Here is an 18,675-nt window from a genome sequence, read left to right on the forward strand (position 1 = left end):
CGGAACAACATGACTTTGAAAGCAGCCGACGCCTGGCAAAAGGGCGACCTCATTAATCTCTTGATCGCTATTCCGGCCGGGATCATCGCCGCGTTGGTCACGATTGCTTTTCGCGGGGCGATTTCGGGCATTAACGGCCTAATGTTCACTGACGGCAGCGATATTACCAAAGCGTTTCTCGAATACCCGCGGGCGATATGGCCACTGATCACCACCGTTGGCGGCGTGGTCGCCGGTTTTATCCTACTTTGGGCGATGAATGTCGAACGCAAGCATGGCAACATGCCGGACTATCTCGACGTGATTGACCAGCGCCTGCCGGGGATTCCGTTGCGCAGCACCTTGCTGCGGGCGGCGTCCTCACTGGCCAGTATCGCCAGCGGCGGGTCGATTGGCCGTGAAGGGGCGATGGTGCAGCTTTCGGCACTCAGCGGCAGCTTGCTCGGGCGCTTTTCCCGTTTGCGCGTTTTGCACCAGTCAGATGTTATTGCCATGGCGGCGGCAGGTGGGTTGGCCGCTGTCTATCACGCGCCCTTTGCGGGCGCGCTTTTCGTGGCAGAAATTGCCTTTGGGGTGACCGCCGTACAGCGGCTGATCCCGCTGTTTATTTCTGCCTCGGTGGCGGTGCTCACCGTTCGCTCGGTGACTGACTACGAACCGCTCTACCTTTATTCCTCTGCCATCTTCAGCCCGTCGCCGGGCGCCATTGTTACCGTGCTCGCAATCGGCGTGGTGACCGGCACGCTCGGGCCACTGTTTATTGCCTCCATCGACAAAGTCCGTCAGTGGATGAAACCCATTTCACATCCGGCGTTGCGCCTTGGGTTGGGTGGGCTGGCTGTCGGGCTGGTAGCGATGGTGTCGCCGCTGGTGCTGGGCAACGGTCTTGAAGTGATCGACCTGATCCTCAACAACGGTGAGCTACATACCTCGCTGCTGCTGGTGCTGATATTGAAAATTGTTGCCACGGCGATCACCGTCGGTTCTGGTGCGGTAGGAGGATTGTTTACGCCGTCGCTGCTGATCGGTGCTGCCAGCGGGGCGCTGGTTTGTACGTTCCTGCAATGGCTGGGCTTTGATCCTGGACCGGTCGGTTTATATGCTGCCATCGGGATGAGTGCTTTACTGGCGGCGACCAGCCACGCACCGCTGATGTCCATCATGATGGCGTTCGAAATGACGCTCAATAGTTCGCTGTTGTTCCCGCTGATGCTGGCAACAGCGATCTCCTACGTGGTGGCCTCAAGGCTGAAAAACGGAGGAACATACCCGGTGCTGTCCCGGCATAATGCACGTTTTGCCGCGAAAAATGAGTTTGAATACAGCTCGGTTGCCTCGTTGATCGTCCCTTGTTCGAAAATGGTCGTGGATTCAATGCTGTCTGACGTGGTCACCGAAGGGCTGAAACAGCGTACCCGTTATGTCTATGTCGTGGACCGGCAGGAACGTTTCCTCGGCGTGGTCCCCACCAATGTATTAGCCAGCGGTATTATTGATGGCAGTCTGAAACCTGACAGCTCGATTGAGCGTTTTATTGAGCAGGAATTTTCCATACTGTATCAAAACGCCAGCTATGAGCAGGCATGGGCAACATTCAGTGAGTCCCCACTGGAACGACTGCCTGTACTGGAAAACCCCGAAACCCGCCGTCTGCTAGGCGTGGTAACCAAAGCCTCGTTGCTCAATAAAGCTAAAAGCTTTCTGTAATAGTGTTAAAAAATGCTAATTATCGTCTCTTCTTTTAAACGCATACCAGCCTGCCAGCAGGGTAAAAATCGCAACAATCACCACCAGTAAAACAAACCCATGGTGATTGTTGGCAAGAGGAATTCCGCCGACGTTCATGCCAAAAAAACCCGCCACAATATTAATGGGTAGCGCCAGAACGGTGATAACCGTCAACACATACAAGGTGCGGTTACTTTGCTCCATCTGGCGTGATGTGATCTCTTCCTGCAGCAACCTAATGCGTTCGGTCAGAGCAATCAGGTCGTTGAGCACCACGGAAAACTCTTCGGCAAACTGACGTAAATCCTGGACTACATCTGGCGCAATCCACGCAGGCGGGCGGTTGAACAGCCTGAAAAGCGCGGTCGGTTCGGGGGCCAGTAAACGCTGGAAGCGCAATAGCATCCGCCGCAAACGTCCCAGATTGGCGCGGTTCTTCTTTACGTGATGGCTGAGCAGGCGCTCCTCGATGATGTCAACATACTGATTGGCGCGGCGGACAATCTGCTCCAGCAACGCCTCCTGTTCTTCCAATAAATAGACCAACAGCTCAGTCGGTGAGCCAATATTCAGATGTTCAAGCCTTTTAAACAGGCGTTCGATCAATCTCACCGGTTTATGACGGGCGGTAACGACAAGTTGTTGATGACAGCTTAGCCAGAGTGTTGACGTCTCATCGCTTGTCCCTTCCGGATGAAAAATCACGTCGTTTAGCACGGCGAGTAAAATGTCGTCCAGCCGTTCTATGCGTGTACTGCGTGAACCCTCACGGATCTCCTCGAAGAAAGCGTCTCCTACAGAAAAATGCTTCTTAAGCCATTTTTCTGACATGGCATGATTGAGATTGACATGGATCCAGATGAATCCCTGTTCGTGATGGATATCCTGATAGGTCTCCTGCACCTGCTGAGAGGAAACTCTTTCGGGCGGTTGGTCAGGGCGGAAGACAAAACCGTAAATCATTCCTGTAACTTCTTTATTGAAATTGAGTACGGCGGGTTTTTCTTTCTGCATGTCGATGTTCTGATGGCGAAAAACGGGTGACCCATTACGCCAGTAATCGGCGTAAATACAATAACCGAAATGCTAATTTCACAATTTTGTAATAATCCACCACGCCTCACCCCTAATTTCCCACGGGAACACTTTATGGGCCAATCCTAGTTGAATGTTGAGATTTATGTATTAAGAATCAATGCCTTAACTAGTAGCCCTTAGTTACCTCTTTGGGGGTATTTTTCGCTATATAAATAATCACCTAACGACTGTGGCTTGATCGTAATCAACTAGGCGCGCGTGTGGGGTGCATACCCTGATTGCATATTGAGCAATGACGTTGTATCCCCGCCATTCACATAATGACAAAGCGCGATAAGCCTTTGCACAGGAGAGTCTCGGATGAGCAAGTTTCTTGACCGGTTTCGCTATTTTAAAACGCTAGCGGAACCCTTCGCTGATGGCCATGGCCAGACGCTGAATACCAATCGTGACTGGGAAGATGGCTACCGTAGCCGCTGGCAGCATGACAAAGTGGTGCGTTCCACTCACGGTGTTAACTGTACCGGCTCCTGTAGTTGGAAAATCTACGTCAAGAACGGCCTGGTCACCTGGGAAACCCAGCAGACCGACTATCCGCGTACCCGTCCTGATCTCCCCAATCATGAACCGCGCGGCTGCCCGCGTGGCGCGAGCTACTCTTGGTATCTCTACAGCGCCAATCGCCTTAAATATCCCTTGATGCGTAAGAAGCTGATTCAACTCTGGCGCGAAGCCAAGCTGAAACACAGCGATCCGGTGGATGCCTGGGGTTCGATCATCAGCCAACCTGAACAAGCCAAACAGTATAAAGCGGCACGTGGACGCGGTGGTTTTGTGCGTTCCAGCTGGCAGGAAGTGAATGAGCTGATCGCCGCGTCTAACGTCTACACCGCCAAAACCTTTGGCCCGGACCGCATTATCGGCTTTTCACCTATTCCGGCGATGTCGATGGTCTCTTATGCGGCGGGTGCTCGTTACCTGTCGCTGATCGGTGGCGTCTGCCTGAGTTTCTACGACTGGTATTGCGACTTGCCACCGGCGTCGCCGATGACCTGGGGCGAACAAACTGACGTGCCGGAATCTGCTGACTGGTACAACTCGTCATACATTATAGCCTGGGGTTCCAACGTCCCGCAGACCCGTACGCCCGACGCTCACTTTTTCACTGAAGTGCGCTACAAAGGCACCAAGACGGTGGCGATCACGCCGGATTACGCCGAAGTGGCCAAACTGTGTGACCACTGGTTAGCGCCAAAACAGGGCACCGACAGCGCACTGGCACTGGCCATGGGCCACGTTATTCTCAAATCCTTCCACCTCGATAACCCAAGCCAATACTTCATCGATTATGTGCGTCGTTACACCGACATGCCAATGCTGGTGATGCTGGAGCCGCGTGAAGATGGCTCTTATGCTGCTGGCCGTATGCTACGGGCTTCTGACCTGGTGGATAATCTTGGTCAGGAAAATAACCCGCAGTGGAAAACCATCGCTATTGATGAAACCAGCGGCGAACTGGTCTCTCCGCTGGGGTCCATCGGTTACCGCTGGGGCCAGAAAGGCAAATGGAATTTGCAAGCTCGAGAAGGTAAAGATCAGCAAGAAGTCAGCCTGACGCTGAGCCTGATGGACAAGCATGATGACGTAGTTGAGGTTGGATTCCCTTACTTTGGTGGTGCGGTCAGCGAACACTTTAACAGCGTTGCGCTGGAAGAAGTGCTGCTGCACAAGCTGCCGGTGAAGCGCCTGCCACTGGCCGATGGCAGCAGCGTATTAGTCACCAGTGTCTACGATTTGACCCTCGCCAATTATGGCGTTGAGCGTGGTCTGAATGATGAAAACTGCGCTAAAACCTTTGACCAGGTGAAAGCCTACAGCCCAGCCTGGGCTGAGCTGATCACCGGGGTTTCACAACAAAATATCGTGCGTATCGCGACCGAGTTCGCCGATAACGCTAACAAAACCCATGGCCGTTCAATGATCATCGTCGGTGCCGGTATGAACCACTGGTACCACATGGACATGAACTACCGCGGCCTGATCAACATGCTGGTGTTCTGCGGTTGTGTTGGTCAGAGTGGGGGCGGATGGGCGCACTATGTCGGTCAGGAAAAACTGCGTCCGCAAACCGGCTGGCAGCCGCTGGCCTTTGGCCTCGACTGGCAGCGTCCGCCGCGCCAGATGAACAGCACCTCGTTCTTCTATAACCACTCCAGCCAGTGGCGCTATGAAACTGTCGCGCCGCAGGAGTTGCTGTCGCCGCTGGCAGATAAATCGCAGTTCACTGGCAGCATGATTGATTTCAATGTACGTGCTGAGCGCATGGGTTGGTTGCCTTCCGCGCCCCAGTTGAACGTCAATCCTTTGAATCTGGCTGACATGGCGAAACAGGCCGGTAAAACCCCGCAGGAATATACGGTCGACAGCCTGAAAGACGGCAGTGTGCGTTTTGCGGCAGAACAGCCTGATGATCCGCAGAACTTCCCGCGTAACCTGTTTGTCTGGCGTTCAAACCTGCTCGGCTCGTCCGGTAAAGGCCACGAATACATGCTGAAATATCTGCTGGGTACAGAACACGGTATTCAGGGAGAAGATCTCGGGATGCAGGGCGGCATTATGCCGGAAGAGGTCGAATGGCAGGATCAGGGCGGCGAAGGCAAACTGGATCTGGTGGTGACGCTCGATTTCCGCATGTCCAGCACCTGTCTCTATTCCGACATCGTGCTGCCAACGGCGACCTGGTACGAAAAAGACGACATGAATACCTCGGACATGCATCCCTTTATTCATCCGCTGTCTGCCGCCGTTGATCCGGCGTGGGATTCAAAAAGTGACTGGGAAATCTACAAAGGCATCGCCAAAGAGTTCTCTCGTGTTTGTGTCGGCCATCTGGGGGTAGAAACCGATCTGGTAACCCTGCCGATTCAACACGACTCCGCCGCTGAAATGGCGCAGCCATTGGGTGTGGAAGACTGGAAAAAAGGCGATTGCGACTTAATACCTGGCGTGACCGCACCGCATCTGGTGACCGTGGAACGCGATTACCCAAACACCTACGAACGTTACACTTCGCTTGGTCCGCTGATGGATAAATTGGGCAACGGCGGTAAAGGGATTAGCTGGAACACCGACAGCGAAATCGAGCTGCTTAAAAAACTCAATTACACCAAGGCTGATGGTGCGGCCAAAGGGCGTCCAAATATCGCCACCGCGATCGACGCTGCCGAAGTCATTCTGACGCTGGCACCGGAAACTAACGGTCAGGTCGCCGTCAAAGCCTGGGCGGCACTCAGCCAAAACACCGGTATAGACCATACGCATCTGGCGCTGAACAAAGAAGATGAGAAGATCCGCTTCCGCGATATTCAGGCCCAGCCGCGCAAAATCATCTCCAGTCCGACCTGGTCTGGTTTGGAAGATGAGCACGTGTCCTACAACGCCTGTTACACCAACGTCCATGAGTTGATTCCATGGCGCACGCTGTCAGGTCGCCAGCAGATTTATCAGGATCACGCGTGGATGCGTGCTTTCGGTGAGAGCTTGTTGGTGTACCGTCCACCCATTGATACCCGTGCGGCACAGCCGCTGCTCAATGCCAAGCCGAACGGCAACCCGGAAATGGCGCTTAACTTCCTGACGCCGCACCAGAAATGGGGCATTCACTCCACCTACAGTGACAACTTGCTGATGCTGACGTTAAGCCGCGGCGGGCCGATTGTCTGGCTGAGTGAAGAGGATGCAAAACAGTTGGGTGTTGAAGATAACGACTGGATCGAAGCCTTTAACGCTAACGGCTCACTGAGCGCCCGTGCGGTAGTCAGCCAGCGGGTGCCATCGGGGATGACCATGATGTACCACGCGCAGGAACGCATCGTGAACATTCCAGGTTCTGAAATCAGCCAGCAACGTGGCGGCATTCATAACTCGGTGACCCGCGTCTGTCCAAAACCGACGCATATGATCGGCGGTTATGCCCAACTTTCTTACGGCTTTAACTATTACGGCACCGTAGGTTCCAACCGAGATGAATTTGTGATTGTGCGCAAAATGAACCGTATCGACTGGTTAGATGACGAAGGCAACGACTACGTACAGGGCGCGGTTGTACAGAAGAAAGTACAGGAGAAAGCCAAATGAAAATTCGTTCACAAGTCGGCATGGTGCTAAATCTCGACAAATGCATCGGCTGCCATACCTGTTCCGTAACCTGTAAAAACGTCTGGACCAGCCGTGAAGGCATGGAGTACGCCTGGTTCAATAACGTCGAAACCAAGCCAGGTCTGGGTTACCCGACCGACTGGGAAAATCAGGAAAAATGGAAGGGTGGCTGGATCCGTAAAATTAACGGCAAGCTGCAGCCGCGTATGGGCGGCAAAATGAATTTGCTGCACAAAATTTTCCTCAACCCGCATATGCCGGAAATTGACGATTATTACGAACCATTCGATTTTGACTACCAGCATCTGCACACCGCCAAAGAGAGTAAACATCAACCAGTGGCGCGTCCACGCTCGCTGCTGACCGGTAAACGCATGAATAACATCGTCGGTGGCCCGAACTGGGAGGATGATTTAGGCACCGAGTTCAGCAAGCGTTCAGCTGACCAAAACTTCGCTAACATGCAAAAAGAGATGTATGGCGAGTTTGAAAACACCTTCATGGCCTATCTGCCACGTCTGTGTGAACACTGCCTCAACCCTGCCTGTGTGGCGACCTGCCCGAGCGGTGCGATTTATAAACGTAACGAAGACGGGATCGTGTTGATCGACCAGGATAAATGCCGTGGCTGGCGTATGTGCCTGACCGGTTGCCCGTACAAAAAAATCTACTTTAACTGGAAAAGCGGCAAGTCAGAAAAATGTATTTTCTGCTATCCGCGTATCGAAGCCGGGCAGCCAACGGTCTGCTCCGAAACCTGTGTAGGCCGTATCCGCTATCTCGGTGTGGTGCTGTATGACGCTGATCGTATCGAACAGGCGGCATCGGTTGAAAACGAGAAAGATCTGTACCAAAGCCAGATGAGTATCTTCCTTAATCCGAATGATCCGGAGGTGATCGCACAGGCTGAGAAGGACGGAATTCCAATCTCTGTGATGGACGCCGCTCGCCAGTCGCCGGTGTATAAAATGGCGATTGAGTGGAAGCTGGCACTGCCGCTGCACCCGGAATACCGTACGCTGCCGATGGTTTGGTACGTGCCGCCATTGTCGCCGATTCAGTCCGCCGCCGATGCAGGCGCACTGCCACATACTGGCGTATTGCCTGATGTCGAAAGCTTGCGTATTCCGGTGCAATACCTGGCCAATTTGTTGACCGCGGGCGATCCTGAACCAGTGCTGCGGGCACTGAAAAGAATGTTGGCGATGCGCCATTTCAAACGTGCGGAAACGGTGGACGGCGTGGTGGATACCTCTGCGCTGGAGCAGGTGGGTCTGAGCGAAGCGCAGGCACAGGAGATGTACCGCTATCTGGCGATTGCCAACTACGAAGACCGTTTCGTGGTGCCTTCCAGCCACCGTGAGCAGGCGCGAGAAGCCTTCCCGGAAGCCAAAGGTTGTGGGTTCAGTTTTGGTGATGGTTGCCACGGTAGCGACACCCAATTCAATCTGTTTAACAGCAAGCGAATTGATGCTATCGACATCGGCGCGAAAACAGAGAGGAAGCGCTAATGAACAGTTTACGACTCATCGGCTTACTGCTGGATTATCCATCTGAAGACCTTTGGTTGCATAAGTTGGAGGTGGTCGAAGCGGTAAACGAATCAACGGAAATCAATGCACAACAGCGCCTCGCTCTGCAGCAGTACATTCAGGCTTTCTGCAAACAAGACTTGCTGGATGCCCAGTCTGCGTATACCGGCCTATTCGATCGCGGTCGTGCGACGTCGCTGTTGCTGTTTGAACATGTTCACGGTGAATCCCGCGATCGCGGTCAGGCCATGGTGGATTTGATGGAACAGTATCGGGCTGCCGGTCTGGAGATCGACAGCCGCGAACTGCCGGACTATCTGCCGCTCTATCTGGAATACCTTTCTACTATGACGGTTTCCGAAGCCTGTGACGGACTGAAAGATATTGCGCCGATTCTGGCTTTGCTGGGCGCTCGCTTACAGGAACGTGACAGCGCCTATTCCTCTCTGTTCGATCTGCTGCTGGCGATGTCCGGTAGTGAACTGGCCAGTGAAGATGTGCGTCCGAGCCTGCAACAAGAAGTGCGCGATGACACACCGGCTGCTTTGGATGCGGTATGGGAAGAGGAGCAGATCACCTTCCTCGGTGAGCAGAGCTGTACCAGCGGAGAAGAAGCGGCCCATCAAAAGCGCTTCGCCGGGGCTGTCCAGCCTCAATATCTCGACCTTGATGCAGGACCCCTTCGAGTGACAACGACAGAGGATGCACGGCCATGAATTTCCTCAATACTTTCTTATTTGATATTTACCCTTATATTTGCGGTACCGTTTTCCTGGTCGGTAGCTGGCTGCGTTATGACTACGGACAATACAGTTGGCGTGCAGGTTCCAGCCAAATCATGGACAAAAAAGGGCTGCGCATTGCTTCTCCGCTGTTCCATGTCGGCATTCTTGGCATCTTCGCTGGCCACGCCTTCGGCATGTTGACACCGCACTGGATGTATGAGTCCTTCCTGCCGATTGCCGTGAAGCAGCAAATGGCCATGTGGGCAGGCGGAGCCTGTGGTTTGATGACGCTGGTGGGCGGTGCCATGTTACTCAAGCGACGTCTGTGTAATCCGCGAGTGCGGGCAACCTCAAGCGCGGGTGACATTATGATCATCGCCTTGCTGGTGGTCCAGGTATGCCTTGGGCTCGGCACCATTCCGTTCTCTGCTCAACATATGGACGGCAGCGAAATGATGAAACTGGTGGGCTGGGCGCAGTCGGTGGTGACCTTCCACGGCGGCGCTTCCGCGCATCTTGAGGGTGTGGCGCTGATTTACCGTGTGCATATCGTGCTGGGGATGACACTCTTCCTGCTGTTCCCGTTCTGCCGTTTGGTGCATATCTGGAGCGCGCCAGTGGAGTATCTCACTCGTCGCTACCAACTGGTGCGTAACCGCCGCTGACCGACACAGCACAGGGTATTTTGACAAGAAACAGAAGGGCGCTATGATGCGCCCTTCGCCTTTTTATTATGTTAATGCCGCTATTTACCAAGGATGCTCATCATGGCTACTGAAAGAAAACCCTTCTCCCTGCCGCGTCGCTTACTGCGTAACAGTCTGATCCTCATCGTGATCGGCATTGTCGCCGTGGTTCACGGTTTGATTGTGGGCAACAGCGATCCCACGCTCGGCGGAGAAATGCCACCCCAGTTATTAATGGGTATCTGGTTTATTGTGTTTGGGGGCGTGTTGGGGTTGATCAGTTGGATCGTGATTCGGCGTAAAGCGAAGCAGTAAGTTTTTTTAAATTCAAATTCAAATTCGAATTCAAAGTCAAGGTCGTGGGCATCGGCCCACACCGGGCAGGCTTCGGATTGCATTCCGAACTTGCTTTTGAAGGTCAAGGTCGTGGGCATCGGCCCACACCGACCTAGGGGCGGCCAGTCGCCGCCGCCCCCAGGACCTCCGGGCTCTTTTATGCGGCTCTCGCAGCTGCGCAGGTCACAATGGCCGTGTTTCAGGCACTTTCGTTATCGCCGTAAAATGTCAGCCCTTCGGGCTACCCGGCTACGGGTTCGAGCCAACGGTAAAGATGTTGTCTCTCCACCGACTTGCCGGTGACATTTTGAACACGGCTGAAGCTTCTTTAAATTCAAAATCAAAACCTGCATGGCGTTGACCTTTAAAATGTCGAGGCCGCATTCAAAAATGACGCCGAACGAACGGTGAGAAACTGTGAGCGGGTCTATTGCGAGCAGGTCCGAACCTGAAGTGAGGGTACCGCCTAAGCGGCGACATTTTGCGGCTATCGCTGAGATACCTGAAACACGGCCATTGTGACCTGCGCAGCTGCTGTCTTTAAAAGAGCCCGGGATTCTTAAGGGTGGCGGCGATAAGCCACCCTTGAGGCCAGTTTGGGTGGCAACCCAAGGTCTTGACCTTGAAGTTGAACTTGAACTTGAACTTGAACTTAAAGGGCGGGTTGGGAACGCCATTTCCCAATGAACTGAGAACAATTTTCATTTAGACTGGCAAGCTTGCCCGCGCCTGGGCTATTCCAATAAGGATCGACGATGCTCCGCCGCTTTTTTGCCTATTACGCCCCCTATAAAAAACTTTTCTATCTCGATTTCGGTTGCGCGATCCTCGCCGGATTGCTGGAGCTGGGCTTTCCAATGGCCATTAAAGTCTTCATCGATAAACTGCTGCCAGCCCATGACTTTGTGCTAATCCTGGCAGCGACCGTCGGCCTGCTACTGATTTATATGCTGAACACCGGTTTAATGGCCATCGTCAACTATTGGGGACATGCGCTGGGGGTGGGCATTGAGACGGATATGCGGCGTCAGGCATTCAGCCATTTACAGAAACTCTCTTTCCGTTATTACGATAACACTAAAACGGGTCATATCATTACTCACGTCACCAAGGACCTGGAAGAAGTTGGGGAAGTGGCGCACCACGGTCCGGAAGACTTGTTTATTGCCATCATGACCTTTATCGGTGCGTTTATCCTGATGGCGACGGTGCATCTGCCGATGGCGCTGATGACCATCGTGATTGTGCCGTTCATGACGTTTTTGGTCAGCCGCTACGGCGCTCAGATGACCGAAACCTGGCGGCGTCTGTTCGGGCAGGTGGGTAATTTCAATGCACGGATTGAAGAGAGCATCGGTGGTATCCGCGTAGTGAAAGCTTTTGCAAACGAAGCGCATGAGGAAACACTCTTCGCCAGGGATAATGAAAGCTATCGCACCACCAAGCTGAAAGCCTACCGCATCATGACGGCCAGCTTGACCTTAAGCTACCTCAGCACGCGGTTGATCCAGATTATCATCATGATCGCCGGAACCTGGTATGTGGTGAATGGTCAGCTGAGTTATGGCGGTTTTGTCGGGTTCCTGCTGCTGGTGGAGGTGTTTTTCCGCCCGGTAGCGAAAATCACCTCGGTATTGGAGAGTTATCCGAAAGGCATTGCGGGCTTTAAACGCTTTACCCAACTGATTGATACTGCACCGGACATTGTTGACCGTCCCACTGCGCAGACGGTGGCGCATTTGCGCGGTGATATTTGCTACCGCGATGTGGTGTTCGGCTATACACCGGCCAGCAAAATCCTCAATGGCATTAATCTTGAGATCAAAGCGGGTGAGACGCTGGCTTTTGTTGGTCCATCCGGTGCGGGTAAAACGACGCTCTGTTCACTGTTACCCCGTTTTTACGAATTGGACAGCGGTGGGATCACCATTGATGGTATCGACATCCGCGATATGACCCAGGTTTCACTGCGTAATAACATCGGGATCGTGCAACAGGACGTATTTCTGTTCGGCGGCAGCATTCGTGAGAACATCGCCTACGGCAAACTGGATGCGACGGAATTCGAGATCCGCGAGGCGGCACGACAGGCACGCCTGGATGATGTGATTGATGCGTTGCCTATGGGCATGGACACCGTGATTGGCGAGCGGGGTGTGAAACTCTCCGGTGGGCAGAAACAGCGCCTGTCGATAGCGCGTATTTTCCTTAAAAATCCACCCATCCTTATTCTGGATGAAGCGACCTCTGCGCTGGATACGGCGACCGAGCAGGCGATTCAGCAATCACTGGCTGAATTGTCACAGGGGCGTACCACGCTGGTGATTGCCCACCGGCTGGCGACGATTCAAAATGCCGACCGTATAGTAGTGGTCGATAAAGAAGGCATTATCGAGCAGGGTAGCCATCAGGTACTGCTGGCATTACAGGGCCGGTATGCTCAACTCCACGCGGCCCAGTTCCGTTCTGAGTAATTAATCTCTTTTTTACGGCTTCATCAAAAAACCTCTTTTTTGAACAAGAGGTTTTTTTTTGCACAAATAATACCCCAATCGGGCATCCTAAACAGGCCTATTTTGTTCAATGCAATTAGCATTGAAACGTATTGTTCGATAATGAGCGGGAAAAATTTAGCTTATTATTCTTTTATAAAAAAAGAAAAGAAAAATGTGGTGGGATATAAATCACACTTTATCTTTTTTCTATTTTTTGGCTAAGCAAACTTATTTTAAATACACAGCAGGCTATGTATTATTTTGGTGCAATAACGTTGTAATCACTATTATTTTATTAACAACTGTTAACCTTCCCTCACCACGGCTGTAAAGTGATCTCTGCTACAAAAACTATACAAATTTCATCAAAAATTGCACCAAAATAGGGAGATGCACTTGGCTGGTGCAGTGGCTTGTGCAAAAAATACGTATAATCAGTAAGTTATAAATTCAAGTTAGAAATACTTAGTAACAACTATTTACTCAAAATTAACCAAAATTCCCGAACTTTTTCATTTTAACTTTTTGTGCTTAATGCTAAGGTTCAAACCGATTTACAGACAGAAGCATTTTAAAACATTTAAAACTCACAGCCTGATTATTTAAAAGCGGGCATGAGAAATCCTTTATAAAAAATCAAGGAAACTTTAATAATGATGAAGCGCAGTGTGTTGGCCGTAATGGTCTCTTTAATTGTTGCATCCTCCGTAGCAAACGCGGCAGAAGTTTATAATAAAGATGGCAATAAATTAGACTTATATGGCCGCGTAAATGGTAAACACCAGTTCAGTGATAACACCAGTTCTGACGGTGATAAAACATATGTGCGTTTCGGTTTTAAAGGCGAAACTCAAATTAATGACCAACTGACCGGTTACGGCCAGTGGGAATACAACGTTCAGGCTAACCACGCTGAATCAGCAGGCACCGAAGGCACCAAAACACGTCTGGGCTTTGCGGGTCTTAAAATTAAAGATGTCGGCTCATTCGACTACGGCCGTAACTACGGCGTGGTGTATGACGCTATCGCGTTCACCGATATGATGCCTGAATACGGCGGCGACACCGGTTACAGCGACAACTTCATGGTAGGCCGCTCTAACGGTCTGGCAACCTTCCGTAATAAAGATTTCTTCGGTCTGGTTGAAGGTCTGAACTTTGCTCTGCAATATCAGGGCAAAAACGAGAATGACAGCCGTAGTGGTGCAAAATCTAACGGCGACGGCTACGGCGCGTCACTGGATTATGAAAACATTGCCGGCAGCGGTATCGGTGCAGTATTGGCAGGTTCAGCTTCTGACCGTACCAATGCTCAGACTAGCGCGACCTACGGTAAAGGCGACAAAGCGACTGCATGGGCAACTGGCCTGAAGTATGACGCTAACCAGCTTTACCTGGCGGCGATGTACAACGAAACCCGCAACATGACTAACATCAGCGTGCCTACCGTTGGTCTGACGCCAGCGCAAGCGGGTTACGCCAATAAAACCAAGGGCATTGAATTTGTTGCTCAGTATCAATTCGAAAACGGCCTGCGTCCTTCTGTAGGTTACGTTCAGTCTAAAGCACAAGACATCGAAAACGGTATTGGCGATGCAGACCTGGTGAAATACTTTGAAGTTGGCGCAACTTACTACTTCAACAAGAACATGTATGTTTATGCTGACTACCTGATCAACCAACTGAGTGACGACAACAAACTGGGCCTGAATACCGACGACATCATGACCGTCGCTCTGACCTATCGTTTCTAAGTTGAATCCACGAGTTATTACCCGTTTCTGTGTCTGAAAATGGTAATTCCAAAGGCAGAGTTCATTGGCTCTGCCTTTTTTTATGTCTGCAATTTAATGCTTATCTACGTTGTTAATTCGTCAAAATCCCATTATTTTTCAATAAAATAGTTACCTATAGCCTGAAGGTATACCCCCCAGCTAAACAAGTATTCGCAAGCATTGCTCTCACATGAAATAGTCAGTCTACCGGTGACAAAAACCGGATCTGTTCCCTGACATTTTTTTGGAGAGAAACTGATATGCAACATATTCCCATGCCGTATTTACTGTTCCTCGGTGATGTGATGGATCCGCTGGCGGCGAAAACGGCACGTGGCATTTACGTCTGGCGTCCTGATTCCTGTATCGGCCAGATCCGTCTGGCTACGGATTCGGTCTCCCTCGGGTTGGAAGAGATGGACATCGCTACCGCCAAAGCACGGGGCGCAAAAACCATGGTGCTCGGCACGGCCAACTCCGGCGGTAAGTTGCCTGCCCACTGGCTGGATTCTATTAAAACGGCTATTCGCGCTGGGCTAAATGTCGCTAACGGACTGCATCAGGGCCTGAACGATATTCCCGAACTGGTCGAACTGGCGAAAGAGCATCATGTGGCGCTGTTCGATGTCCGTCATATGCGTCCGGCGCTGGATACCGGTACCGGCATTAAACGCAGCGGTAAAAGAATTCTGACCGTCGGTACTGACTGTTCGGTTGGCAAAATGTACACCTCGTTGGCGCTCGAAGCCGCCATGCGAGCACTGGATCTCAACGCTGATTTCCGCGCAACCGGCCAGACCGGCGTGTTGGTAGCCGGGTCAGGTATCGCCATTGATGCGGTGATCGCCGACTTTATCTCCGGTGCGGTGGAAGCGCTTTCCCCGGCCAATGAGGACCATCACTGGGACATCATTGAAGGGCAGGGTTCGCTGTATCACCCGTCGTTTGCCGGTGTCAGCATGGGGCTGATTCATGGCGCGCAGGCTCATTTGCTGGTGATGTGCCACGAACTAGGTCGCCCGCATATGCGTCATTTACCGCATCAACCCATGCCAACCCTGCGCCAGTGTGTGGACACCAATCTGGCGGCAGCGCAGCTGACCAGCCCACATGTGAAACTGGCCGGTTTCTCTCTCAATACCTCCGGGGTGAGTGAAGACGAAGCTCGTAGTGCGTTGGCCGATATTACGGCGGAATTCGGCGTTCCGGCCACTGATCCGGTGCGCTTTGGTATTCAGGAAATGGCGCAGTGGATTAAGGACAACGGCTGATGATCACCATGACCTTTGAAACGTTGGCGCTGCCATTGGCCCGGCCTTTCGTTATTTCGCGCAGTGCGCGCACCGCGGTGACCGTAGTGCGCGTGCATCTGACGGACGGCGAGTACAGCGGGACCGGTGAATGTACTCCGACGCCGCACTACCAGGAATCGGCAGAGAGCGTTACTGAGCAGTTGGTGCAGATCCAGTCGCACGTCGAGCAGGGTTTAAGCCGCGAGGCGCTACAACAGGCGCTGCCACAAGGTTCGGCGCGTAATGCTCTGGACTGCGCACTGTGGAAATTGGATGCCGCACGTCAGGGGAAAACCGTCTGGCAGTTGCTTGGCGTGGATCAGCCAGAGAGCGTCATCAGCGCTGAAACGCTGAGTCTGGATACGCTGGAGAATATGGTGGCCGCCGCTGAAGAAGCGGTTGCAGGCGGCGTTAAGTTGCTGAAGATTAAGCTTAACGGCGAGAAAATCGTTGAGAAGGTCGCGGCAATCCGCCATGTGGCACCGCACGCCACGCTGGTGGTTGATGCCAATGAATCCTGGACCGGGCTGGATCTTGAAAGTCTGTTTCATGCCTTGCATGACTTTAATGTTGCCATGATCGAGCAGCCGTTGCCTGCGGGTCATGATGATGAACTGGTACGTTGTTTGCATCCTATTCCGGTGTGCGCTGATGAAAGCTGCCATCAGCGTTCTGACATTGCCCATTTGCGTGACCGTTACGAGATGATCAACATCAAACTGGACAAATGCGGTGGGCTGACCGAAGCGCTGGCTATGTGTACCGAGGCCAAAACGATGGGCCTGCGCGTCATGGTGGGTTGCATGCTAGGTTCATCCATTGCGATGGAAGCGGCGCTTCCTGTCGCCGTGCAGGCGGAATGCGTCGATCTCGACGGGCCGATCTGGCTGGCACAAGACGCCGAACCAGCATTGCGTTATCACCAAGGTGAAGTCTGGTTGTAATTTCCCTGTTTAACTCTTTAGGAGATGCTTTTTGAATACAGAACTGGCCACTCAAGACAACCCCAGCGATGCGCAAACGGTATCAACGGACAAGCCTCACCGGCCCATTCTGCAGGTGAACAACCTGACGGTCAGTTTTTCTGGCCGCCAGGGCAAGACCCAGGCACTAAAAGGCGTTTCCTTTTCTATTAATAAAGGTGAAGTGGTGGCCGTGGTCGGCGAAAGCGGATCAGGGAAATCAGTCACCTCACTGAGCGTCATGGGTTTATTGCCGGACTCTGCCCACATTGACGATGGCGACATTGACTTCTTTACCCGCGACGGCCAGCGGCACCCGTTGGCCGCGGCCTCTGCAGAGGCACGACGCAAGCTGCGCGGGCAGGAGATGGCGATGATTTTTCAAGAACCCATGACGTCGCTCAATCCGGTGCTACGGGTGGGCGATCAGCTCACCGAAGCGCTGCTCGATCACCAAATCTGTGGCAAAAAAGCTGCGCTCGATAAAGCCCGAGAACTGCTGCGGCAGGTGCGCATTCCTGATGTCGAACGTATTTTACACTGTTACCCGCATGAGCTGTCCGGCGGTATGCGCCAGCGGGTGATGATTGCTCAGGCGTTGTCCTGTGATCCTGCGCTTCTGATTGCTGATGAACCGACCACTGCGCTCGACGTCACCGTGCAGGCACGTATTTTGCAAATTCTGCGTGATTTGCAACAGGGCACCGATATGTCGGTGATGTTTATTACCCACGACATGGGGGTGGTCGCAGAAATTGCTGACCGCGTGGTGGTGATGTATCAGGGGCGCGTGGTGGAACAGGGCAGTGTGACCGAGATTTTCGCCAATGCGCAGCATCCTTATACCCGTGTGTTGCTGGCTGCAGTGCCAAAGCTTGGTGATATGCAGGGCCTAAAATGGCCACGCCGTTTTCCGTTGTTGAACACTTTTTCTTCGCCAGGAAAGCAACCGATTGCCACTGATGATGTGCCTGTTTTAGCCGATGAGGGTGATCAAATCACCGCCAATTACGCCGTCCCTCCGCTGCTTGATGTGCGCGGTTTGCGCGTCTGTTACCCGATCCGCTCCGGCGTGCTCTCGCGGTTAACCAAAGAGGTTCATGCCGTCGAGCAGATCGATTTCTCCATCTGGCCGGGCGAAACACTGGCACTGGTCGGCGAGAGTGGTTGCGGTAAGTCGACCACCGGCCGGGCAATCTTGCGCCTGGCAGACAGCCAATCTGAGAGTATTCATCTGAAAGGCCAAGAGATCACGTTGATGCGTGACCAGCCGTTTCAGGCGGTGCGCCGTCAAATCCAGATGGTATTTCAGGACCCTTACGCCTCCTTGAATCCGCGCTTAACGGTGGGTTTTTCCATTGCTGAACCACTGCTGCTGCACGGGCTGGCGAAGTCGCTGGCGCACGCCACGCCCACGGTAAACAAACTGCTGGAAAGCGTCGGGCTGGAGCCGTCACACGCACGGCGTTACCCGCACGAATTCTCAGGCGGCCAGCGCCAGCGCATCGCCATTGCCCGTGCGATGGCCTTGCAACCGCAGGTGATTATCGCAGACGAAGCGGTATCAGCGCTTGATGTGTCTATCCAGGCGCAGGTCGTGAATCTGATGATGGATTTACAGCGCGACACTGGCGTGGCGTGGCTATTTATCTCCCACGATATGGCCGTGGTGGAGCGCATTGCGAATCGCGTGGCGGTGATGTACCTCGGACAGATTGTGGAGATTGGCCCGCGCGAGGCGATCTTCAGCTCGCCCCAGCATCCGTATACCCGTCGCTTGCTTAGCTCCGTGCCGGTGGCGGATCCATCAAGGCGTACGACGCGTAATTTTGATGATGTGGAAGTGAAATCGCCGGTCCATCCGGCGGGAATGCAGATAGAAAAAAAACGGTATCGGCAGGTAAGCCCTCACCACTGGGTATCAGAGACATAATTCACGCTTATTTTT

Annotated in this window: 12 protein-coding genes; 11 read left to right on the forward strand and 1 reads right to left on the reverse strand. The window is 52.8% G+C overall.

What is annotated here, in order from left to right:
- The first annotated feature begins 9 nt into the window (after nt 1-9).
- Complete coding sequence (locus tag IEV89_RS12250) at nt 10-1,707, forward strand: chloride channel protein (protein ID WP_188473803.1); 1,698 nt, start codon at nt 10-12, stop codon at nt 1,705-1,707.
- Between the two features lie 15 nt (nt 1,708-1,722).
- Here the strand turns inward: IEV89_RS12250 and IEV89_RS12255 are convergent, their stop codons facing one another.
- Nucleotides 1,723-2,742, reverse strand: coding sequence for a transporter (locus IEV89_RS12255; RefSeq protein ID WP_188473804.1), 1,020 nt, complete (start codon nt 2,740-2,742; stop codon nt 1,723-1,725).
- Nucleotides 2,743-3,126: 384 nt separating this feature from the next.
- On the opposite strand from IEV89_RS12255, the gene IEV89_RS12260 reads away from it, so the two are divergent.
- The 10 genes from IEV89_RS12260 to IEV89_RS12305 all read left to right on the forward strand — a co-directional run bounded on the left by IEV89_RS12260 (nt 3,127) and on the right by IEV89_RS12305 (nt 18,660).
- Nucleotides 3,127-6,903 (forward strand): nitrate reductase subunit alpha, encoded by a 3,777-nt coding sequence (locus tag IEV89_RS12260; RefSeq protein ID WP_188473805.1) that lies wholly within the window; start codon nt 3,127-3,129, stop codon nt 6,901-6,903.
- Entirely contained in the window at nt 6,900-8,435 is a 1,536-nt protein-coding gene (narH, locus tag IEV89_RS12265) for a nitrate reductase subunit beta (RefSeq protein ID WP_188473806.1), read from the forward strand. Before IEV89_RS12260 ends, narH begins: the two co-directional genes overlap by 4 nt.
- Nucleotides 8,435-9,172: a nitrate reductase molybdenum cofactor assembly chaperone gene (gene narJ, locus IEV89_RS12270; protein ID WP_188473807.1), complete on the forward strand. Its 738-nt coding sequence runs from the start codon at nt 8,435-8,437 to the stop codon at nt 9,170-9,172. The genes narH and narJ overlap by 1 nt, the downstream gene beginning before the upstream one ends.
- Entirely contained in the window at nt 9,169-9,846 is a 678-nt protein-coding gene (narI, locus tag IEV89_RS12275) for a respiratory nitrate reductase subunit gamma (protein ID WP_188473808.1), read from the forward strand. The genes narJ and narI overlap by 4 nt, the downstream gene beginning before the upstream one ends.
- A gap of 102 nt (nt 9,847-9,948) precedes the next feature.
- Nucleotides 9,949-10,182 carry a hypothetical protein gene (locus IEV89_RS12280; RefSeq protein ID WP_188473809.1) on the forward strand — a complete coding sequence of 78 codons (234 nt, stop codon included), beginning with the start codon at nt 9,949-9,951 and terminating at the stop codon, nt 10,180-10,182.
- A 776-nt stretch (nt 10,183-10,958) separates the two neighbouring features.
- Complete coding sequence (locus IEV89_RS12285; protein WP_188473810.1) at nt 10,959-12,677, forward strand: ABC transporter ATP-binding protein; 1,719 nt, start codon at nt 10,959-10,961, stop codon at nt 12,675-12,677.
- A gap of 674 nt (nt 12,678-13,351) precedes the next feature.
- Nucleotides 13,352-14,452, forward strand: a complete 1,101-nt coding sequence (locus IEV89_RS12290) for a porin (RefSeq protein ID WP_308420875.1) — start codon at nt 13,352-13,354, stop codon at nt 14,450-14,452.
- Nucleotides 14,453-14,733: 281 nt separating this feature from the next.
- On the forward strand, nt 14,734-15,744 hold the full coding sequence (dgcN, locus tag IEV89_RS12295; RefSeq protein ID WP_188473811.1) for an N-acetyltransferase DgcN: 1,011 nt from the start codon (nt 14,734-14,736) through the stop codon (nt 15,742-15,744).
- Nucleotides 15,744-16,709 carry an N-acetyl-D-Glu racemase DgcA gene (dgcA, locus tag IEV89_RS12300; RefSeq protein ID WP_188473812.1) on the forward strand — a complete coding sequence of 322 codons (966 nt, stop codon included), beginning with the start codon at nt 15,744-15,746 and terminating at the stop codon, nt 16,707-16,709. The genes dgcN and dgcA overlap by 1 nt, the downstream gene beginning before the upstream one ends.
- 43 nt (nt 16,710-16,752) lie before the next feature.
- Nucleotides 16,753-18,660 carry an ABC transporter ATP-binding protein gene (locus IEV89_RS12305; protein ID WP_188473992.1) on the forward strand — a complete coding sequence of 636 codons (1,908 nt, stop codon included), beginning with the start codon at nt 16,753-16,755 and terminating at the stop codon, nt 18,658-18,660.
- Nucleotides 18,661-18,675: the final 15 nt, after the last annotated feature.

It is taken from the genome of Hafnia psychrotolerans (assembly GCF_014639435.1).
GTDB classification, from domain to species: Bacteria; Pseudomonadota; Gammaproteobacteria; order Enterobacterales; family Enterobacteriaceae; genus Ewingella; species Ewingella psychrotolerans.